At 68.6% G+C, this 20,100-nt stretch carries 25 protein-coding genes; 16 read left to right on the forward strand and 9 right to left on the reverse strand.

The annotated features are described in order from the left end of the window. Positions 1–23: 23 nt before the first annotated feature. From IFT82_RS12825 to plsY, 3 genes are read right to left on the reverse strand one after another with little or no spacing between them, the layout of a single operon-like run. Complete coding sequence (locus IFT82_RS12825) at positions 24–377, reverse strand: arsenate reductase/protein-tyrosine-phosphatase family protein (RefSeq protein WP_192127320.1); 354 nt, start codon at positions 375–377, stop codon at positions 24–26. Next, positions 374–1,453 carry a DNA-processing protein DprA gene (gene dprA, locus IFT82_RS12830; protein WP_192127322.1) on the reverse strand — a complete coding sequence of 360 codons (1,080 nt, stop codon included), beginning with the start codon at positions 1,451–1,453 and terminating at the stop codon, positions 374–376. Before dprA ends, IFT82_RS12825 begins: the two co-directional genes overlap by 4 nt. Then, positions 1,446–2,126, reverse strand: coding sequence for a glycerol-3-phosphate 1-O-acyltransferase PlsY (gene plsY, locus IFT82_RS12835; protein ID WP_192127426.1), 681 nt, complete (start codon positions 2,124–2,126; stop codon positions 1,446–1,448). The genes dprA and plsY overlap by 8 nt, the downstream gene beginning before the upstream one ends. A gap of 96 nt (positions 2,127–2,222) precedes the next feature. On the opposite strand from plsY, the gene murI reads away from it, so the two are divergent. The 5 genes from murI (at position 2,223) to hemA (ending at position 7,162) form a co-directional block, all read left to right on the forward strand. Next, entirely contained in the window at positions 2,223–3,020 is a 798-nt protein-coding gene (gene murI / locus IFT82_RS12840) for a glutamate racemase (RefSeq protein WP_192127324.1), read from the forward strand. A gap of 71 nt (positions 3,021–3,091) precedes the next feature. Beyond that, the gene (locus IFT82_RS12845) at positions 3,092–4,993 is read left to right on the forward strand and encodes a methyl-accepting chemotaxis protein (RefSeq protein ID WP_192127326.1); all 1,902 of its coding nucleotides are present in this window, start codon (positions 3,092–3,094) and stop codon (positions 4,991–4,993) included. 146 nt (positions 4,994–5,139) lie between these two features. Next, positions 5,140–5,520 (forward strand): DUF3592 domain-containing protein, encoded by a 381-nt coding sequence (locus IFT82_RS12850; protein WP_192127328.1) that lies wholly within the window; start codon positions 5,140–5,142, stop codon positions 5,518–5,520. A gap of 2 nt (positions 5,521–5,522) precedes the next feature. Beyond that, positions 5,523–5,783: a hypothetical protein gene (locus IFT82_RS12855; protein ID WP_192127330.1), complete on the forward strand. Its 261-nt coding sequence runs from the start codon at positions 5,523–5,525 to the stop codon at positions 5,781–5,783. 137 nt (positions 5,784–5,920) lie between these two features. Next, a complete protein-coding gene (gene hemA / locus IFT82_RS12860) occupies positions 5,921–7,162 on the forward strand; it encodes a 5-aminolevulinate synthase (RefSeq protein ID WP_192127332.1) in 1,242 nt (413 codons plus the stop codon). A 21-nt stretch (positions 7,163–7,183) separates the two neighbouring features. Here the strand turns inward: hemA and IFT82_RS12865 are convergent, their stop codons facing one another. From IFT82_RS12865 to IFT82_RS12880, 4 genes are read right to left on the reverse strand one after another with little or no spacing between them, the layout of a single operon-like run. Continuing rightward, positions 7,184–7,711 carry a Uma2 family endonuclease gene (locus IFT82_RS12865; protein WP_207105787.1) on the reverse strand — a complete coding sequence of 176 codons (528 nt, stop codon included), beginning with the start codon at positions 7,709–7,711 and terminating at the stop codon, positions 7,184–7,186. A gap of 42 nt (positions 7,712–7,753) precedes the next feature. Beyond that, positions 7,754–8,203 (reverse strand): DUF3429 domain-containing protein, encoded by a 450-nt coding sequence (locus tag IFT82_RS12870; protein ID WP_244646729.1) that lies wholly within the window; start codon positions 8,201–8,203, stop codon positions 7,754–7,756. A gap of 10 nt (positions 8,204–8,213) precedes the next feature. Continuing rightward, entirely contained in the window at positions 8,214–8,954 is a 741-nt protein-coding gene (locus IFT82_RS12875; protein ID WP_192127338.1) for an anti-sigma factor domain-containing protein, read from the reverse strand. Beyond that, positions 8,944–9,513: a sigma-70 family RNA polymerase sigma factor gene (locus IFT82_RS12880; RefSeq protein WP_192127340.1), complete on the reverse strand. Its 570-nt coding sequence runs from the start codon at positions 9,511–9,513 to the stop codon at positions 8,944–8,946. The genes IFT82_RS12875 and IFT82_RS12880 overlap by 11 nt, the downstream gene beginning before the upstream one ends. A 137-nt stretch (positions 9,514–9,650) precedes the next feature. Here IFT82_RS12880 and rpiB point away from each other — a divergent pair, with 137 nt between their 5' ends. From rpiB to IFT82_RS12905, 5 genes are all read left to right on the forward strand, one after another. After that, positions 9,651–10,091: a ribose 5-phosphate isomerase B gene (rpiB, locus tag IFT82_RS12885; RefSeq protein ID WP_192127342.1), complete on the forward strand. Its 441-nt coding sequence runs from the start codon at positions 9,651–9,653 to the stop codon at positions 10,089–10,091. Further along, complete coding sequence (gene glyA, locus IFT82_RS12890; RefSeq protein ID WP_192127344.1) at positions 10,088–11,425, forward strand: serine hydroxymethyltransferase; 1,338 nt, start codon at positions 10,088–10,090, stop codon at positions 11,423–11,425. Before rpiB ends, glyA begins: the two co-directional genes overlap by 4 nt. Before the next feature lie 5 nt (positions 11,426–11,430). Next, positions 11,431–11,616 carry a hypothetical protein gene (locus tag IFT82_RS12895; RefSeq protein ID WP_192127346.1) on the forward strand — a complete coding sequence of 62 codons (186 nt, stop codon included), beginning with the start codon at positions 11,431–11,433 and terminating at the stop codon, positions 11,614–11,616. Beyond that, complete coding sequence (gene nrdR, locus IFT82_RS12900) at positions 11,617–12,078, forward strand: transcriptional regulator NrdR (protein ID WP_192127348.1); 462 nt, start codon at positions 11,617–11,619, stop codon at positions 12,076–12,078. 321 nt (positions 12,079–12,399) lie between these two features. Then, positions 12,400–13,545 (forward strand): TrmH family RNA methyltransferase, encoded by a 1,146-nt coding sequence (locus IFT82_RS12905; RefSeq protein ID WP_192127350.1) that lies wholly within the window; start codon positions 12,400–12,402, stop codon positions 13,543–13,545. On the opposite strand, the gene IFT82_RS12910 is transcribed toward IFT82_RS12905, so the two are convergent. Beyond that, positions 13,483–13,782 carry a chorismate mutase gene (locus IFT82_RS12910; RefSeq protein WP_192127352.1) on the reverse strand — a complete coding sequence of 100 codons (300 nt, stop codon included), beginning with the start codon at positions 13,780–13,782 and terminating at the stop codon, positions 13,483–13,485. The genes IFT82_RS12905 and IFT82_RS12910 overlap by 63 nt on opposite strands. A 226-nt stretch (positions 13,783–14,008) precedes the next feature. Between IFT82_RS12910 and rpsD the strand changes: the two genes are divergently transcribed. The 6 genes from rpsD (at position 14,009) to IFT82_RS12940 (ending at position 19,246) form a co-directional block, all read left to right on the forward strand. Beyond that, positions 14,009–14,623, forward strand: a complete 615-nt coding sequence (rpsD, locus tag IFT82_RS12915) for a 30S ribosomal protein S4 (RefSeq protein WP_192127354.1) — start codon at positions 14,009–14,011, stop codon at positions 14,621–14,623. 247 nt (positions 14,624–14,870) lie between these two features. Next, complete coding sequence (locus tag IFT82_RS12920) at positions 14,871–15,836, forward strand: agmatine deiminase family protein (protein WP_192127356.1); 966 nt, start codon at positions 14,871–14,873, stop codon at positions 15,834–15,836. Beyond that, positions 15,836–16,186, forward strand: a complete 351-nt coding sequence (locus IFT82_RS12925) for a DUF3147 family protein (RefSeq protein ID WP_192127359.1) — start codon at positions 15,836–15,838, stop codon at positions 16,184–16,186. Before IFT82_RS12920 ends, IFT82_RS12925 begins: the two co-directional genes overlap by 1 nt. A gap of 8 nt (positions 16,187–16,194) precedes the next feature. Beyond that, on the forward strand, positions 16,195–17,055 hold the full coding sequence (gene aguB / locus IFT82_RS12930; protein ID WP_192127361.1) for an N-carbamoylputrescine amidase: 861 nt from the start codon (positions 16,195–16,197) through the stop codon (positions 17,053–17,055). A gap of 53 nt (positions 17,056–17,108) precedes the next feature. Then, a complete protein-coding gene (locus IFT82_RS12935) occupies positions 17,109–18,077 on the forward strand; it encodes a M48 family metalloprotease (RefSeq protein WP_192127363.1) in 969 nt (322 codons plus the stop codon). Between the two features lie 113 nt (positions 18,078–18,190). Beyond that, positions 18,191–19,246: a glycosyltransferase family 2 protein gene (locus IFT82_RS12940; RefSeq protein WP_192127365.1), complete on the forward strand. Its 1,056-nt coding sequence runs from the start codon at positions 18,191–18,193 to the stop codon at positions 19,244–19,246. Between the two features lie 125 nt (positions 19,247–19,371). Here IFT82_RS12940 and IFT82_RS12945 read toward each other — a convergent pair whose 3' ends face one another. Beyond that, positions 19,372–20,100 (reverse strand): class I SAM-dependent methyltransferase, encoded by a 729-nt coding sequence (locus tag IFT82_RS12945; protein ID WP_192127367.1) that lies wholly within the window; start codon positions 20,098–20,100, stop codon positions 19,372–19,374.

A 20,100-nucleotide genomic window follows, 5' to 3' on the forward strand; every position in this document is an offset into this window, starting at 1 on the left:
AAGCGGCGGCTATCAACGTCCGATTACCGTTTTGGTGCGCGGCCCATGCCGCCCTTAGGCAAATGGCGAGCCATACGGGTCCGCAACAGCCCGATCAGCGCCGGGTCCATGAATGGATAGTCGTCGGGAATGTCGAGACAGATGATCCGCTTGCCGGCCAGCGTGCGACGATGGCGTTGCTGGATTTTGCTGCGATGCGCCTTTTCCATCACCACCACCACGTCGGCCCATCCGATCAGTTCGTCGGTCAGCGGGTTTTCCGCGTCATGATTGGTGCCGGCCGACGATACCTCGATCCGGTCGTCGTCCGCGAATATCTGCTCGGCGGTCGGACTGCGCAGCCGGTTCTGGCTGCATACGAACAGGAAATTCTTCACCGCCAGCTCACCCGCCCGCCGGCATGGCGATCGATCCGTCCCGCCAGTTCCAGTTCCAGCAGCACCATCTGCACCGCCGAGGGAGCGTGGCCCGACTGGCGGACCAGTTCGTCGACCGGCACCGCGGCATGGCCGATCAGCGCCGTCACGGCGGCGCGCGCGGCGTCGTCCGCATCCTCCGGTGGCGGCCCGGCATAGGTATCGGCGGGGGCCCGCACCGCACGGGCGTCGATCGGGCGGATCTGTTCCAGCACGTCGGCGGCGGACTGGATCAGGATCGCCCCCTCACGGATTAGGCCATTGCACCCTTGCGCACGGGGGTCGAGCGGACTGCCCGGCACTGCCATCACCTCGCGCCCCATCTCCGCCGCCAGCCGCGCGGTGATGAGCGAGCCGGAGCGCGGTGCCGCCTCGACCACCACCGTCCCCTGCGCCAGCCCGGCGATGATGCGGTTGCGATAGGGGAAGTGCCGGGCGCGCGGCTCCGTCCCCGGCGGCTGTTCGGCAAGCAGCAGCCCGCGCGTCGCCACCTCCTCCTGCAAGGCGGCATTCTCGGGCGGGAAGACCACGTCGATGCCGCTGGCGATCACCCCGATCGTGCCGCCCGCGATCGATCCGACATGCGCGGCGGTATCGATCCCGCGCGCCAGGCCGGAGACGACCGTCACCCCCGCCGCCACCAGATCGTGTGCCAGCGCGCGAGCGAAGCGGCAGGCGGCGGCGGAGGCGTTGCGCGCACCGACGATCGCCACGCACGGCCGCCGCATCAGCCCCGTGTCGCCGCGTCGGATCAGCACCGGCGGCGCATCGTTCAGCTCGGCCAGCAGGGGTGGATAATCGGGATCGCCGATGAACAGATAAGCCGCGCCCAGCGCCGCGACCCGCGCCTGTTCGCGCCGCACCGCGCCCTCGTCCGCCGGCACCGGCGCGGTGCCGCCGCCACGCCGCGCCAGCGTCGGCAGCGCGGCCAGCGCCCGTTCCGCATCGCCGAACCGCGCCAGCAGATGGCGATAGGCGACCGGCCCGATCCCGTTCGTCCGCAACAGGCGCAGCCGCGCCGTCGCGGCGTCAGTCATGCTGCCGGATTTCGGCGCCGGTGGTCGTGTCGGCACCGGTATCGACGCCATCGCCACCGTCACCGATCCGCGGCTCGGTCCCGGCCAGCAGCCGCTCGATATTCTCGCCGTGCTTCCAGATCACCAGCAGCGCCAGCGCCAGCAGCATCAGCACCAGATCGAACCGCCCGAACAGCGCCGCCGCCAGCGGCGCGCTGATCGCCGCCGCCATCCCCGCCACCGCCGAGATGCGGATCGTCGCCAGCAGCCCCAGCCAGACGGCGGCATAGACCAGCCCGACCGGCCAGTGCAGCGCGACGACGATGCCCATCAGCGTCGCCACCCCCTTGCCCCCGCGGAAGCGCAGCCACACCGGATAGCAATGGCCGACGAACGCGCCGACCCCGGCCAGCGGCCCCTCGCCCGGCCACAGATGCGCGACGAGCAGCACCGCGCCCGCGCCCTTCAGCAGGTCGAGCAGCAGCGTCGCCGCCGCCAGTCCCTTGCGGCCGGTGCGCAGCACGTTGGTCGCGCCGATGTTGCCCGATCCGATCGACCGCAGGTCGCCCGCCCCGCCCAACCGGGTCAGGATGATGCCGAACGGGATCGATCCGAGCAGATAGCCGATCAGCAGGGCCAGCGCGGGTGCCGTCCAGAGGATTTCCGTCTGCAATGTTTTCCCCCTTCGTTCCATCATACCGCGGGCACGGGCGGTGTCCACCGATCCAGGTCAATCACCCCGCCGTCCGGGCGGTAGCGGTGGGGCGGCGGAATCGCTAGGTGACGGATCATGACCGACGATCGTCCGATCCTGTTCTTCGATTCCGGGGTCGGCGGCCTGTCGATCGTCGCACCGGCGCGCGCGCTGCTGCCGCAGGCGCGATTCGTCTATGCCGCCGACTCGGCGGGCTTTCCCTATGGCACCCGGACGGAACAGGAGATCGCGGCGCGCGTGCCGGTGCTGCTCGGCCGACTGGCGGAACGCTATCGCCCGCGGCTGATCGTGATCGCCTGCAACACCGCCTCGACGATCGCGCTGCCGGCGATCCGTGCCGCCCTCGACCTGCCCGTGGTCGGCACCGTCCCCGCGATCCGGCCCGCCGCGCTTGTCAGTCGCACCCGCACGATCGGGGTGCTCGGCACGCAGGCGACCGTGCGTCAGGCCTATGTCGACGATCTCGCCGCGCGCTTCGCCGGGGATTGCACCGTGCTGCGCCACGGCTCCGCCGATCTCGTCGAACTGGCGGAGGCGACGCTGCGCGGCGAACGCCCCGATCCCGCCCGCTTCGCCCAGGCGCTGGCCGGGCTGTTCGACCAGCCGGGCGGCGCGGCGATCGACGTGATCGTCAACGCCTGCACCCATTTCCCGCTGGTCGAACCGCAACTCGCCGCCGCCGCCCCCCACCCCGTCCGCTTCGTCGATGGCGGCGACGGCATCGCCCGGCGCATCGTCGCGCTGACGCAGGGGCAGGACTGGCCGGCCGGCCCGGGCGAGGGCATCGCCGTCTTCACCCGTCTGGGCGACCGCGAACGCGCGCTGACGCCCGGTCTGGCGATCCGGGGTTTCACCGCGATGGAGGAACTGTAGGCGCGATCCGGCCGGGGACTGCACCCGATACGGACCCTTAACCCTGTCATGGCATAGATGTCGGGGTGAACATGGTGCAAGCCCTGTACGCCGGGTCGTTCGGCCGGGTGCTGCCCGCCAGAATGGCGGGGGATACGCGATTCGCGCTGACGGTGCTGCTGTCCAGCCTGCTGGTGACCGCGTTTCTCAGTTCGGCGCTGGTCATCGGCCTGCTGATCCGCGATGCCAATATCGAGGCCAACCGGCTCGCCGCGGCGACGGTGGCGGGCGCGGTGGACCGGGAACGTTCCCGGATCAGCAACGAGACGTTCATCAATTCGCACTGGGATACCGCTGCGGACAATGTCTACGGGGCGATGAACGCCGCGTGGATCGAATCGAACTACGGAACGCCGATCGCCCGCAACTACATCATCGATTCGGCCGGGCGAACGCTCTACGGTCATCTGCCGGGCGGAACCGTGCCACCCCTCCACAAGATGATCTCGCCGGCCACCCTGAAGGAAATCCTCGCCCGGCTACCCGCTACCGAGGCGAAGGCCCGCAAACGCGGCGACGCGATCGTGCTGCCGGCCCGCTTCGGCACCCTGCCGGCGCTGATCGGGTTCTCTCCGATCGTCCGGGAAACGGGGCCGGCGGTGCACGACCGGCGGACATTCCGGATCTTCGTCGACATCCGCGTCCTCGACGACGCGATCCTGCGGGAATGGTCGACCGGGTTCGGCCTGCCCAACCTGCGCTGGGTCGCGATGGCGGGGAACGAGCGGCCCTATCCGTCCACCGATCTGCTCGAATGGAGCGGCCGCGTCCTCGGGATCGTCGCCTGGGACCGGCTGACCCCGGGGCTGAAGGCGTTCGTCGCGATCCTGCCCCTGATCCTGTGCTGCACGATCCTGTTCCTGGCGATATCCCTCCTGCTGATCCGGCGCGTGCTGCGGCTGAACATGGACCTGGAGGCCCGGTCGGCCGCCGCCGGGTCCGCCGCCGCCGAGCAGCGATCCGCGCGACTCGCGGCGGAGAACGCCCTGGCCGAGGCCCGTCGCGCCCGGCAGGATAGCGAGCATCAGGCGCAATGCCGGATCGCCGCCGAGGCGCGGCACCGGGCCGAGATGGCGACGGCGGCGGGCGCGGTCGCGGACCGGTTGCAGGAGACGATCGTGGCGCTGATCGACAAGCTGCGCACCGCGGCGAGCGATCTCGACATCAGCGCCGACCGGACGCTCGCCACCATCGTCGACCAGCAGCAACAGGCGGAAACGGCCCATATCCTGTCGACCCGCACCAGCGAGATGACGGTCGGGATGCTCAACCGATTGCGATCGATCGCCGCCGCCGTCGACACAGTAAGCGAAACCGCGCGCGAATCGGCCGGGATGGTCATCGAGGCGGCCCGCCATTCGGCCTCCGCCCAGGCGGCGAACGTGACGCTGACCCGCAGCGTGACCAGCATCCGGGAGGCATCCCGCCATATCGGCGACATTAGCCGCGCCACCAAGCTGCTGGCCCTGAACGCGACGATGGAGGCGGCCCGCGCCGGCGACATGGGCCGCGGTTTCGCGGTCGTCGCGCAAGAGGTGAAGAGCTTCTCGCAACAGACCGAAAACACCACGCGCAACATCGCCGACCGGATCGAGGACATCACCCAGGCCACCGATTCGGCGGTCAGCGTGGGCACCGCGCTGGGCACCGCGTTGCAGGCGGTGACCTCGTCGGCGCTCCAGACGATCGAGATGACCGGCCAGCAGCACGTCGCCAATGTCGAGCTCCAGAAGATGATCGTCACCATCGAAACCGCCACCGGCGAGGCACGCGCGGCGCTCGCCTCGCTCGATGGGACCTTCGCGCAGACCGCGACGATGGCCCATGCGACGCGCCTCATCAGCGCCGACATGCGCGACCGTACCGAAACGCTGCAACGCGAATGCGAACGGATCGTGGCGATGCTGCGCCAGCCCGTCCGCGTGGCGGCATGACGCGATCACGGCTGACCCGTACCGGCCAGCCGTGATCGCCCACGCCGGACATGAACGGATCGCATCCGGAACGATCACGACGCCTGATGGTTCGTGGGCGGACGGATGCAGGGGCCGGCGGTGCGGGATATGGCGGTCACGGAACGATGAGGGGCCTGTTCTTCACCGTCATCGGGGCAGCGCTGCTGATCGCGGCGGTGATTGCCACGATCGGCGTACAGCGGTTCCGCGATGCCGCCGCCCGCGCCGACGGAGTGGTGGAACGCCTGAATGCGGGTGGCAGCCATCCCCAGATCCGGTTTACGACCACGGCCGGCGATGTCGTCAGCTACGCGCAGGGTGGCCTGATCTTCGGCTATCGGGCGGGCGACCGTGTCCGTGTGATGTACCGGCCCGATCGACCGCAGGCCACTGCCAGGCTCGACCAGTTCGGCGCGATGTGGGCGATGCCGCTGCTGCTGGGCTTGCTGGGGGCCGGCTTCCCGATCGGAGGGATGCTCCATTTCCTGGCAACACGGGCGAGGTGACGATGCTGCTAGGACCCAGTGACTGGACCTATGCCACGGGGGCGACCGGCGCGGTCGGTATCGCATTCGTGGCGGCATCGGGGGGTGCGATGCTGTTCGGGATGAATCCCGTCCTGCTGGTCGCCGCGCTGTCGAACCCCGCGCTTTCCCTGCTCATGGTGCGGGCCATCCAGACCGCGGAAGGGGCGATGATCTTCGGCGGGATCAATGTCGGGGTGCAGGCGGGCGGCGGCGTGGCCGGGCTGGTCGGCTATATGCACTGATCGCGCGGTCACCCCGTCGCCGATCCCCTGCCATTCCATGCCCCTGGGACGATTGTCCATGGATTCGTTGCCGAACCGATCACCGTGACCATGGATAGTCGCTGGCCTTGCCCCGCCGGTGCGATTACATGACGATCATGACCAGTGCCGTCCAGGACACGCGCGTGGATTATACCCGCGTCTTCACCCAGGCGATCGACCGGCTCCACGCCGAAGGTCGATACCGCGTGTTCATCGATATCCTGCGCAACAAGGGGGCGTTTCCCAACGCCCGATGTTTCGCCGGGCATAACGGGCCGAAGCCGATCACGGTCTGGTGTTCCAACGATTACCTCGCGATGGGCCAGCACCCCAAGGTGATCGCCGCGATGGAGGAGGCGCTGCACGATGTCGGCGCCGGTTCCGGCGGCACCCGCAACATCGGCGGCAACACGCATTATCACGTCGATCTCGAATGGGAACTCGCCGACCTGCACGGCAAGGAGGGCGCGCTGCTCTTCACCAGCGGTTACGTCTCGAACGAGGCGACGCTGGCGACGATGGCGAAGATCCTGCCCGGCTGCGTGATCTTCTCCGACGAACTCAACCATGCCTCGATGATTGCGGGCATCCGCAATTCGGGCTGCGAGAAGCGCATCTTCCGGCACAACGACCTCGCCCATCTGGAGGAGCTGCTCGCCGCCGAGGACCCCGGCGTGCCCAAGCTGATCGCGTTCGAGAGCGTCTATTCGATGGAGGGCGACGTCGCCCCCATCGCGGCGATCTGCGATCTGGCCGACCGGTACAACGCGCTCACCTATTGCGACGAGGTCCATGCGGTCGGCATGTACGGCGCACGCGGCGGCGGCATCTCCGAACGGGACGAGGTGGCGCACCGCCTGACCATCATCGAGGGGACGCTGGGCAAGGCTTTCGGGGTGATGGGCGGCTATATCGCCGCGGATCGCACGATCATCGACGTGATCCGCAGCTATGCGCCCGGCTTCATCTTCACCACCAGCCTGTCGCCGGTGCTGGTCGCGGGCGTGCTGGCCAGCGTCCGTCACCTCAAATCCTCCACCGCCGAGCGCGAGGGGCAACAGGCCGCCGCCGCCACGCTGAAGGCGATGCTGGCGGATGCCGGCCTGCCGGTGATGATCGGCGAGACGCATATCGTACCGGTGATGGTCGGCGATCCGGTCAAGGCGAAGAAGATCAGCGACGTGTTGCTCGCCGAATACGGCGTCTATGTGCAGCCGATCAACTATCCCACCGTACCGCGCGGCACCGAACGGCTGCGCTTCACCCCCGGCCCCGCGCATGACGAGGCGATGATGCGCGACCTGACCCAGGCGCTGGTGGAAATCTGGGGCCGGCTGGAACTGCGCAAGGCGGCGTAAGCCGGCTATCTCCGATCGTGGTCAGCCGATCACGATCGTCCGGTCGGTGCCGGGGATCGGCAGCGCCCGCCCGAACGGGATCAGCGTTGCCGGCCCATAGTCACCGTGCGGCTGTAACTCGAACACATGCACCTGCCCATGGGGACCATCGACGACCCAGTAATGGGGAATACCCGCTCGTGCATAGGCGGTCCTTTTCAGCCCCAGATCGCGGTCCAGCGTGGTTTCCGCGATCTCCACCGCGACGATCACCTCGTCCGCCCGGAGAAAGCGCTGCTCGCTCATGGGCCGGTGCAGGATCGCGACGTCGCATACCAGAACGGTATCGTCACCCAGATCGATCGCGGCTTCCACCATCGCGCACTCTTGCAGGACGGACCAGAGCATTCCCGATACGGCGGTCTGCCGGGTGGAATGAGCCCCCATCGGCGGCGTCATGCGTTCAAGATAGCCATCGACCAGTTCCAGTCTGATATCCAGTGGCACGGCCGCCGCGAACACCTGCGCGAACTCACCGGTGGTAAAGCGAGCCCTGAACGACTCGGACACCTGAACATTGGCCGGTTTGTTCATACGGCTATCCTATCAGGCTCACATCATCGCCGCCAGAATGGTCAGCGTACCCAGCCCCAGTGACAGCGGCACGCGCAGGCCCATCCAGCCCGCCGGCGCCTCTCCGCTGTGCACCAGCGCGCGGTCGACCAGCAGCGTCAGAAACAACCCGCTCGCCAGCGCCACCATCGCCCAGCGCAGCGAGCCGTGGACCGCCAGCGCGACGAGCACGATCGTGACCAGCGTCGGCGCCACCGCCGCCCACACCAGTGCCCTCAGCCCCGCCGGTCGCCGCATCGCGAAGCCCCACCAGATGCCGCCGATGAAGCTGAAGATCAGCGCGGCATAGAAGAACGCCATGCCGTGCACGACCCCGGTCGGATCATGCCGCCCCAGGATCAGCACCAGCAGCGCCGCCTGCGGCAGCAGCCCCGCATAGCCGAGCAGCCGCGCCAGTCCCGACAGTCCTGTGCCCGAACCCTGTTCCATCATATTCCTCTCACACCGCCGCCAGCGCGCCGGTCGCCACCACCGGCCCGGTCGGCTTGCCGGTCGGCGAGCCGCCCGCCGGCTCGATCGAGATCGCCAGCGTCGCGCCCGCGGCCAATCGCGCCCGGTCGCGCGCGGGGATCGTCAGCAGCGTCGCATCGGATGCCAGCAGACCCAGCGGATAGGGCACGCCGTCACCGCCGATCACCCATAGCTGCGCGACCCGCGCGGCCGGCACCGCCGGTGCCGCTGTCACCCGGATGCTGCCGTCGCCGGGGTCGAACGCGGCGGCGACCGGTGCCTTCGCATCGCCCAGCGCGGCGACCAGGATCGGCGCGGACGGGGCCACCGGCCCCTGCGCGACCGGCGGCGGCCCGGGCGGCGGACCGCCGGGGCGCAGCGCGATCACGACCAGCAGGCACGCCGCCAGCGCGGTGCTGACGATCGCCAGCAACGGCCAGGGGAAGCCGCGCCGCCGCCCCGCCGGACCACGCGTCAGGCTGCCGCCCGGACCGCCCAGGCTGGCATCGATCCGGTCGATCAGCTCGGGCGGCGGCTCCATTGCCGGCCACAGATCGAACAGTTGCGCGAAATAGACGCGCCACCGTTCCACCTGGATCGCGAACGCCGGCTCGGCCAGCACCCGGCGCAGCGCGGCCGCGCGCTCTTCGCCATCCAGCAGCCCCAGCGCCAGTTCGCCGGCCGCGACGTCGCCTTCGGGCGGATTGTCGTCGAGGGGTTCAGGCGGCACGGTCGAGGCACTCCTTCAGGCGGGCGAGACCGCGGCGGATCCAGCTTTTGGCGGTGCCCAGCGGCACGCCGGCCCGCTCGGCGAATTCGGCATAGGTGACGCCGTCGAAAAAGGCGGTGCGGATCGCCTCGCGCTGCCGCCCCTCCAGTTCGTGCAGGCAGTCGTGCAGGCTGTGCCGCTCGTCGGCGGCGAGCAGCGTCGCTTCCGCATCGGGGGTGGTGTCGGCGATCTCGGGCACATCCTCGATCCGCGACGACCGGCGCACCCCCTGCGCCCGGCGCCAGTCGATCGCCCGGTTGCGCGCGATCGTGGCGAGCCAGGTGATCGGGCTGGCCCGGCCCGGTTCCCACGCGCCCGCACGGCGCCAGATGATGAGGTACACGTCGTGCAACACGTCCTCCGCCGCCTGCCTGTCGCCGCAGATACGCAGCGTGATCCCGAAAAGCTTCGCGGAGGTGAGGCGGTAGAGTTCGTGGAACGCGTCCCGATCCTCGCTGCCCGTGGCGATCAACGTGGCCGCAAGATGGGCGCGGGCTTCATCGGAGGCGGTACGGCGCATGGTGGGGGAGCGTAACGTGTTGCGCTCCCTGTACAAGAGCGCAAAACCCATCACGTCGGAACCGCAATGGGTGGCCTTCATCGCGGCGGGAAGCTAAGGGCGGCGACATTCCTCCCCCTCCTGTCCGGGAAGCGCCCATGCGCATCGCCATCGCCGCCGATCATGCCGCCGTATCGCTGAAGACGGTGCTGGCCGCCTGGCTGGCCGATATCGGCCACGAGGTGATCGATCTCGGCACGCATGGCGACGGGCGGGTCGATTATCCCGATTACGGCTTCGCGGTGGCGATGGCGCTGGCCGATGGCCGTGCCGACCGCGGCGTCGCGCTGTGCGGATCGGGGGTCGGCATCTCGATCGCCGCCAATCGCCACCCCGCCTGTCGCTGCGCACTGGTATCCGAACCGCTGTCGGCCGCGCTGGCGCGGCATCACAACGATGCCAACGCCATCGCGCTCGGCGCCCGCCTGATCGGCGAGGAGATGGCGAAAGCCTGCATCACCGCCTTCCTGTCCGCCGAATTCGAGGGCGGACGCCATCAACACCGAGTCGACAAGCTGTCCAAGGAGTTCGCCGCATGAGCACCCAGCCCCCTATTTTGGCCCGTGATGTCGCCGACATCCAGACGCCCGATCATATCGACGGCGCCTTCTTCACCCGCACCCTTGCCGATGCCGACGCCGCGGTCTTCGCCGGCATCGCCGACGAACTGGAGCGCGAGCAGACGCAGATCGAACTGATCGCGTCGGAAAACATCGTGTCGAAGGCGGTGCTGGAGGCGCAGGGCTCGGTCTTCACCAACAAATATGCCGAGGGCTATCCGGGCAAGCGCTACTATCAGGGCTGCGCGCCGTCCGACACGGTCGAGACGCTGGCGATTGAGCGGGCCAAGCAGATCTTCGGCTGCGGCTTCGTCAACGTGCAGCCGCATTCGGGCGCGCAGGCGAACGGCGCGGTGATGCTGGCGCTGGTCAAGCCGGGCGAGACGATCCTGGGCATGAGCCTGGACGCCGGCGGCCACCTGACCCACGGCGCGCGCGCCGCGATGTCGGGCAAGTGGTTCAACGCCATCCAGTACGGCGTCGATCCCGACACCCATCTGATCGATTACGACCAGGTCGAGGCGCTGGCGGTCGAGCATCAGCCGAAGCTCATCATCGCCGGCGGCAGCGCCTATCCGCGCACGATCGACTTCGCGAAGTTCCGGGCGATCGCGGACAAGGTCGGCGCGTATTTCATGGTCGACATGGCGCATTTCGCCGGCATCGTCGCCGCCGGGCTGCACCCCACCCCGTTCGGCCACGCGCATGTCGTGACCACCACCACGCACAAGACGCTGCGCGGGCCCCGCGGCGGCATGGTGATGACCGATGACGAGGCGATCGCGAAGAAGATCAACTCGGCGGTGTTCCCGGGGCTGCAGGGCGGTCCGCTGATGCACGTTATCGCCGCCAAGGCGGTGGCGTTCGGCGAGGCGCTGCGCCCCGATTTCAAGCAGTACATCGCCGCGGTGGTCGAGAACGCGAAGGTGCTGGCCGCAACGCTGGAGGAACGCGGCGCGGACGTGATCGCGGGCGGCACCGACACGCATCTGGCGCTGATCGACCTGCGCCCGCTGGGCATCACCGGCCGCGACGCGGACGAGGCGCTGGAGCGCGCCGGCATCACCTGCAACAAGAACGGCATCCCCAACGACCCGCTGCCGCCGGTGAAGACCAGCGGCATCCGCGTCGGCAGCCCCGCCGGCACCACCCGCGGTTTCGGCCCGGCCGAGTTCCGCGAGATCGGCCACATGGTCGCCGACGTGCTCGACGGCCTGCGCGCCAAGGGCGAGCACGGGGACCCGGAGGTCGAGGCGAACGTTCGAACCCGCGTGCGTGCCCTGTGCGCGCGCTTCCCCATCTATCAAGGATAAGCGCGATGGCGATCGATACGAAGGCGAAGGAAGTCCAGAACCAGATCAAGGCCACCCCCGGCCTCGGCAAGAAGATGGCGAAATATGGCGCGATCGGCGCCGTCGTGGCGATCCCGGTGCCGTTCGTCGGTCCCGTGCTGGGTGCGATCGTGGGCGCCGCCGTCGCCTATTCCAAGCGGCCGAAGATCTGAATGCGCTGCCCGTTCTGCGGCCATGACGACAGTCAGGTAAAGGACAGCCGCTCCACCGAGGATGGCGCGGCGATCCGCCGCAGGCGGCAGTGCGAGGGCTGCGCGGCCCGCTTCACCACGTTCGAACGCATCCAGTTGCGCGAGCTGTGGGTGCTGAAGAACGAGGACCGGCGCGAGCCATTCGACCGCGAAAAACTGCTCCGCTCCGTCTCGATCGCCGCGCGCAAGCGCCCGGTCGAGCCGGCCCGGATCGAGAAGCTGGTATCGGGCATCCAGCGCCGCCTGGAAACGCTGGGCGAGGCGGAGGTCACCTCCGCCCGGATCGGCGAGATGGTGATGGAGGGGCTGAAGGGCCTCGACTCGGTCGCCTATATCCGCTTCGCCAGCGTCTATCGCGATTTCAGCGAAGCCCGCGACTTCGAGGCGTTCGCCGGACAGGTGGAGGAAGCGGGACGGGTGTAGTGTTGCCGCCGACTGGTCCCACCTCGCTTACTTCATCCCGTTCATCCCGAGCGAAGCAAGAACGCCCGACTTACCGTCGTTCGTCCTGAGCGACGTCGAAGCCGATTATCGAGAACAAGCCAGCCCATTCGTAACCGCGAAAGTCGAGATTGCCCTTCCCACTTCCGTTCGTCCTGAGTAGCGGCTGAGCAAAGTCGAAGACGCGTATCGAGGCGCACCCTCCTCCGTTCGTCCCGAGCGAAGTCGAGGGATGTCGCCGAGCGTAGCCGAGGCATACCAGCATCTTCCCCCCCCTTCCCCAAACGCATACAGCGATCGTCCATGACCTTCTGGACCTACATTCTCCGCTGCGCCGATGGTACCTATTACACAGGTCACACCGACGCCCTTGAACGCCGGATCGCGCAACATCATGCCGGCACCTACACCGGCTACACGCATGATCGCCGTCCGCTGGAATTCATGTGGTCGCAGGATTTTCCCACCCGTGCCGAAGCACTGGAAGCGGAGTTGCGCATCAAGGGCTGGTCGCGTGCCAAGAAAGAAGCGTTGATCGCGGAAAACTGGGATCGTCTGAAGATCGCAGCCATGCCGCCATCGGAACGCGAGGCCCGCACCTCGGCTGCGCTCGGAAACATCCCTCGACTGCGCTCGGGACGAACGGAAGAGAGACGGACGATGCCCACCACCACCCCACCCCCCGTCATCGTCCTCGTGCGCCCGCAACTCGGCGAGAACATCGGCAAGGCGGCGCGCGCCATGCTGAACTTCGGCCTGCTCGACCTGCGCCTCGTCGCCCCGCGCGACGGCTGGCCCAATCCGCAGGCGGGGCCCGCCGCGTCGGGCGCGGACGTCGTGCTGGAACGCGCGCAAGTGTTCGACAGCGTGGCGGCGGCGGTGGCGGATTGCCCGCACGTCTATGCCACCACGGTGCGCAAGCGCGGCATCACCAAGCCGGTCGTGACCCCGGACGAGGCGGCACGCGCGATCCACGCCGGCCCCGGCCGCACCGCGATCCTGTTCGGGCCGGAGCGATCGGGGCTGGAGACGGACGACGTGGCGGTGGCACGCACGATCATCACCGTGCCGATCAATCCCGAATTCGGCAGCCTCAATCTGGCGCAGGCGGTGATTCTGGTCGCCTATGAATGGTCGAAGCATGAGGCGCTGGCGCAGCCGCCCGAAACCGACCTGCCCGAACCCGCGCCGCAGGGCGAGCTGGACGGGATGATCGCCCAGCTCGACGCGATGCTGGTCGATGCCAATTTCTATTTCCCGCCCGCCCGCACCGAAACCACCCGGCGCACGCTGCGCACGCTGCTGACCAAGCCGGGTTGGTCGAGCCAGGAGGTGCGCACGGTGCGGGGCGTGCTGTCGGCGTTGCGCGGCGCCAAGGCGCGGCGGCTACCGCCGGTCGAAGGCGGCGAGTTCGTAGGCGATCGAGATCTCGACGAGCCGCTCCCATAGGTCGGCGATCGCCTCGGCCGGCAGGCCCAGCCGCGCCGCCTCGGCCCGCGCCTGTGCGATCACCGCCGCCTTGCGATCCTCGTCGCGCACCGCGGCACGGGCCGGCTTGATGCGCGCCGCGGCGTCCATATAGGCGAAACGCCGGGCGAGCAGCGCGACCAGTTCGGTATCCAGCCGGTCGACGCCGGCGCGCACCTCGGCCATGGTGGTGCAATCGGGGCCGTCGAGGATCGTCATGCCCCGCCTGTGGCAAGCGCGGCCCAGCCTGTCCAGCCGGGCCTGTCCGGCTTGACTCAAAGCCCCCGCCCCGCTAACCGCCCGCCTTCGCAATCGCCCCCGCACCCCGGTGAAGCGGCGGGCCTGCCCTCTTTTTATCGAGAGACGTAGCGCGATACCGGGACCAACCCGCCCTGCCGTTTTCGGCCGGGCGGTCAACGTCGTTCGAAATTGCCAAGGAAACATCATGTCGAAGCGCCATAGCGCCAAGCACAAACTCGATCGCCGGATGGGCGAGAACATCTGGGGTCGTCCGAAGTCCCCGGTGAACAAGCGCGAATACGGCCCCGGCCAGCATGGCCAGCGCCGCAAGGGCAAGGTGTCGGACTTCGGCATCCAGCTGCGCGCCAAGCAGAAGCTGAAGGGCTATTACGGCGACGTCACCGAGAAGCAGTTCCGCGCCTGCTATCACGAGGCGGCCCGGATGAAGGGCGATACCAGCCAGAACCTGATCGGCCTGCTGGAACAGCGCCTCGACATGATCGTCTATCGCGCCAAGTTCGCGCCGACGATCTTCGCGGCCCGCCAGATCGTCAGCCACGGCCACATCCGCGTCAACGGCGTGAAGTGCAACATCGCATCGCGCCGCTGCTTCGTCGGCGACGAGATCACGCTGGGCACCAAGGCCAAGGAAATGGCGCTGATCCTGGAAGCGCAGAACCTCGCCGAGCGTGAGATTCCCGATTACGTCGCGCCGGACGGCAACGCGAAGATCACCTTCGTGCGCGTCCCCACGCTCGACGAAGTGCCCTATCCGGTGAAGATGGAGCCGAATCTGGTGGTCGAGTTCTACTCGCGCTAAGCGAGGAACGAAGATCACCGGACGGCCGGCGGGCCAAAGCCCGTCCGACGACGTGGCTTCGCCACGGCGTGGCCCGAAACAGAAAGAGGGCGGTCCCCCAAGGGGCCGCCCTTTTTCGTACCTGCCGCCTGCCTTGCCTTCTGCACCCCTTCCTCGCTCCTCCACTTTACACACCACCAACCGGTCGCTTTCTTCCCCACGAACCGGCATAGGCCGCCGCACCGACCAATCAACCGGACCCTGCGCCATGACCACCCCTCCCCCGCCCGAATGGGCCCCGCACGTCGCCGTCTGGATCGGCTTTCCCAGCCATGCCGATCTCTGGCTGGAGGACCTCGCGCCGGCGCAAGAAGAAGTCGCCGCCTTCGCCCGCGCGGTTCATGCCGATGGCCGGGGCGAACAGGTGATCCTGGTCTGCGCCGACGACGAGGCCGCCGCCACCGCCCGTGCCCTCGCCCCCTTCGCCACCGTGGAGGTGCAGGCGTTCGGCGACATCTGGCTGCGCGACACCGCGCCGATCCTGACCGGCGACGGCGACGCCCGCGATTTCGGGTTCAACGGCTGGGGCGGCAAATACGACCTGCCCGGCGACGATACGATCGGCACCCGTCTCGCCGGCGCGCGCGGGTTGGCGGTGCGGACCTGCGACTGGGTGCTGGAGGGCGGCGCGATCGACGGCGACGGCACCGGCACGATCGTGACGACCGAACAATGCCTGCTTAACCCCAACCGCAACCCGGCGCTTGACCGGGCGGCGATCGAGGCGCGGCTGGCGGGCGATCTCGGCGCGACCCGGATCGTCTGGCTGGGTGACGGCCTGCTCGGCGACCATACCGACGGCCATGTCGACAACCTCGCCCGCTTCGTCGCCCCCGGCACCGTCGCGCTGCCCGAACCCGCCGAAGACGATCCCAACGCCGCCGTCTATGCCGATGCCGCCCGCATCCTGGCCGACGCGGGGCTGACGGTCGCGCCCATCCCCTCCCCCGGCCGCGTGGTGCGCGACGACGAGGTGATTCCGGCCAGCTACATGAACTTCTACATCGGCAACGCCGCCGTCGTCGTGCCGCTCTACGGCGCGCCCAACGACGACGCGGCGGTGGCGGCGGTGCAGGCGCTGTTCCCCAACCGCACCGTCACCGGCTTCCGCGCCGACCATATCCTGACCGGCGGCGGCAGCTTCCACTGCATCTCGCAGCAGATTCCCGCCTGATGCTGCAACTCGCGATCCGCGCCCTGCTGTCGGGGGCGATCGTCGCCGCCGTGGCGCTGATCGCGCGTCGCAGTCCGGGCGCGGGGGCGTTGCTCGCCTCGCTGCCGCTGGTGTCGGTGCTAGGCATGATCTGGCTGTGGCACGACACCGGCGACCGGGTGCGGCTGGCCGCCCATGCGGAGGCGACCTTCTGGTACGTGCTGCCGTCGCTGCCGATGTTCCTGCTGATCCCCGCGCTGCTCCGCCACGGCGTCGGCTTCGTGCCGGCGCTGCTGGCGGGTTGCGCCCTGACGATGCTGCTCTATCTCGTCACCGTCGCGATCGCCGCGCGCTTCGGCGTCACGCTCTAGGACCGTTCATGACCCAGATCACCGTTGCCGCACTGCAACTCGGCTTCTCGACCGATATCGATGCCAACATCGCCAACGTCTCGCGCCTCGTGCGCGAGGCGGCGGCGCAGGGGGCGCAGGTGATCCTGCCGCCCGAACTGTTCGAGGGCGAATATTTCTGCCGGGTCGAGGACGAGGGGCTGTTCGCCAACGCCGCGCCCGTCACCGAACACAAGGCGGTCCTCGCGATGCAGGCGCTGGCGGAGGCGCTGCGGGTGACGATCCCGACCAGCTTCTTCGAGGCGGACGGGCCGCATCATTACAACAGCCTCGCGATGATCGGCCCGGACGGCGAGGTGCAGGGCGTCTATCGCAAGAGCCACATCCCCGATGGCCCCGGCTACGAGGAGAAATTCTATTTCCGCCCCGGCAACACCGGGTTCAAGGTATGGCCCGCCCCGCCGTCCGCGCCCGGCTGGAAACTGGGCGTCGGCGTCTGCTGGGACCAGTGGTATCCCGAAACCGCACGCGCGATGATGCTGATGGGGGCGGAACTGCTGTTCTACCCCACCGCGATCGGCAGCGAGCCGCACGACACCAGCCTCGACACCGCCCGGCTGTGGCGACGCGCGATGGTCGGCCATGCGGTGTCCAACGTGGTACCGGTGATCGCCGCCAACCGGATCGGTACCGAGCACGACCAGACCTTCTACGGCACCAGCTTCATCACCGACGAGCGCGGCGACATCCTCGCCGAGCTGGGCCGCGAGGAGGAGGGCGTGATCGTCGCGACGCTCGATCTCGACCGGATCAGGCGGCATCGCGCCGCCTTCGGCTTTTTCCGCGATCGCCGCCCCGAACTGTACGGACGGCTGGTTCAGGATATCTGATCCGGAACCGGGGCGGCGGCGGTGCTTTCTGTGTGGCAAAGGGGATCATATCGATGAAGACGCCGCTGTTCGCCGCCCTCCTGCTGGCCACCACCGTCACCGCATCACCGGTGGCGGCGCAGCAGGCGATCTCCGCCTCGGACCGGCAACAGGGCAATGCCGCCCACCCGCAACTGATGGCGGAGTTCGGCGGTGCCTATACCGGCCCGCAGGCGGCGTATGTGGCGCGGATCGGCAAGCAGGTCGCGGTGAAATCAGGCCTGTCGAACGCGGCGGGGGACTTCACCGTCACCACGCTCAATTCGCCGGTGGAAAACGCCTTCGCGATTCCGGGCGGCTATATCTACATCACCCGGCAATTGCTGGCGCTGATGAATTCGGACGCCGAACTCGCCTCGGTGCTGGGGCATGAGGTCGGCCATGTCGCCGCCCGTCATGCCGCCAGCCGCAACAAGCGGTCGACGATCGGATCGGTGCTGGCGGCGGCGGCCAGCATGGCGACGGGCAGCGAGCTGGCGGGGCGGGCGATCGGCACCGGTGCGCAGCTCTACACGCTGAAATACGGGCGCGATCAGGAATATCAGGCGGATGCGCTGGGCGTGCGGTACATGACTGCGGCGGGCTATGATCCTTATGCGGCGGCCGATATCCTGTCCGCGCTCGATGCCTCCACCGGGCTGGCGTCGAACGGCACGGGACGGTCGCAACCGACCTGGATGTCGTCCCACCCCAACAGCGCCGATCGCGTTCGCCGCGCGGTGGAACTGGCCGCCGCCACCGGCCGGCCGGAAACCACGCCGCCACAGGATGTCCGCTTCCTGCGGATGCTCGACGGCCTGCCCTATGGCCAGGGGCGGCAGGTGATCCGGATCGCGACGGTAGGGCCGCGCGACACGGTCGACACCCTGTCGGCGCGCATGGCCGGCGATACCAAGCGGGAGCGGTTCATGGTCCTGAACGGGCTGACCGACGATCGGCCGCTGGCGCCGGGATCGCTGGTGAAGCTGGTCGTCGCCGCCTGATCCCCGCCGGGAACGACCCGCGTTCCACGTGGAACGTTTGCGGAACATCTTTCATGTCATGGCGTCATCAAGCCCGATGACGACCCGCCCCGGCCTCGCTACAACGCCGGGTCATGCATCGTCCTGCGTTATCGATCGTCGTCCCCTGCTATAACGAAGCCGCCTGTCTCGACCTGCTCCACAAGCGGGTATCGGCGGCGGCGCGGGCGGCGGTGGGGGACGATCACGAGATCGTGTTCATCAACGATGGCTCGCGCGACGACAGCTGGGCGGTGATGCAGCGGCTGGCCGCCGCCGACCCGCGGCTGGTGGCGATCAACCTGTCGCGCAACCACGGCCACCAACTGGCGCTGACCGCCGGGCTGGACCTGTGTGCGGGGCAACAGATTCTCATCATCGATGCCGATTTGCAGGACCCGCCCGAACTGCTCGCCGACATGCGGGCGGCGATGGCGGCGCAGGGGGCCGATGTCGTCTATGCCGTCCGCCGCCGCCGCGAGGGCGAGACGGTGTTCAAGAAGGCGACGGCGGCGCTGTTCTATCGCGTGCTAGATCGCGTCACCGACACGCAGATCCCGCTCGACACCGGCGATTTCCGGCTGATGAGCCGCCGTGCGCTCGACGCGCTGCTGTCGCTGCCCGAACAGGCGCGTTTCATCCGGGGCATGGTGGCGTGGATCGGGTTCCGGCAGGTGCCTTTCCCCTATGACCGGGCCGAGCGCCATGCGGGCGAAACCCATTATCCGCTGGGCAAGATGATCCGGCTCGCCTTCGATGCCGTCACCGGCTTCTCCACCGCGCCGCTGCGCTTCGCCAGCCATGTCGGGCTGGCGCTGACGGCGGTGTCGCTGCTGCTGATCGTGTATATCGCGATCGGCTGGCTGTCGGGCACGGCGGTGCAAGGCTGGACCTCGACGATGCTGGTCACCGTGGTGCTGGGCGCGGTGCAGATGTTCGTGCTGGGGATGATCGGCGAGTATCTCGGCCGGCTGTACATCGAATCGAAACGGCGGCCGCTGTATCTGGTCGCCGACGTGGCGGGGCCGGTGCTGGGTCAGGCGACCCTGGGGTTCCGGGCGGAGGTGACACCCGATCCTCTCCCCTCGCCCTCGGGGGAAGATCCTGTCGGCGAGCGCGGCATTCGTGAAAGCGCCCTGCCCCGTCCTTAGCCCGTCATGGCGAGCGTAGCGAAGCAATCCAGAGCCCAAGCCGTGACGCCCTGGATTGCTTCGCTACGCTCGCCATGACGGATTAGTAGGTTTCACGTCATCATGTGCTGATGGGGAGGGACCGTTCAGGCCGGCTTCGCCAGCGTCACGATCGATACGCCCGGCCCCATCGGCACGCGGCCGACCATGTGGCGTTCCAGGCGGAAGATGCTTTCGAACAGCTTGTTGACCATCGGCGGCGGTGGCGAGTCGTCGCTGTCGTCGCGGCCGGTCAGCCGGCCGGCCAGTCGCGCGCCCGCTGCCAGCGGGAACAGCAGGCTGTTGAAATAGCCCAGCTTCTCCGGCTTCAGCCCCGCCGCGCCGATCGCAGCGCGCAGCGTCTTCTTCGAATAGCGGCGGTGATGGTGGTTCACCACGTCGTGCGCGCTCCACAGCCACTGGTGCGCGGGCACCGCGATCAGGATCTTGCCGCCCGGCGCGAGGCAGGTCGCCATCGCGGCGAGCGCGGCGACATCGTCCTCGATATGCTCGACCACGTCGAGCACCGCGACCAGATCGTAACTACCGCGCGGTACGCCGGGCAGCGCGGGCAGCGGCGCATCGCCGATCGGGCGGCCCAGCCGCTCCGCCGCGATCGCGCGCGCGGCGGGATCGATCTCGATCGCGTCGACATGGCCGAACTGCGCCAGCATCGGCAGATTGTGCCCGGTGCCGCAGCCGATTTCCAGAATACGCGCCTGCGTCGGCAGGTCGCCGAAACGGCGGAGATAATCCGCCAGGATGTCGCGGCGTGCCCGGTACCACCAGTGCGTCGAGTCGTGGGCCGCCATGCGGTCGTAGACAATGCGATCCAT

The organism is Sphingomonas sp. CFBP 8760, assembly GCF_014841615.1.
GTDB lineage: Bacteria > Pseudomonadota > Alphaproteobacteria > Sphingomonadales > Sphingomonadaceae > Sphingomonas.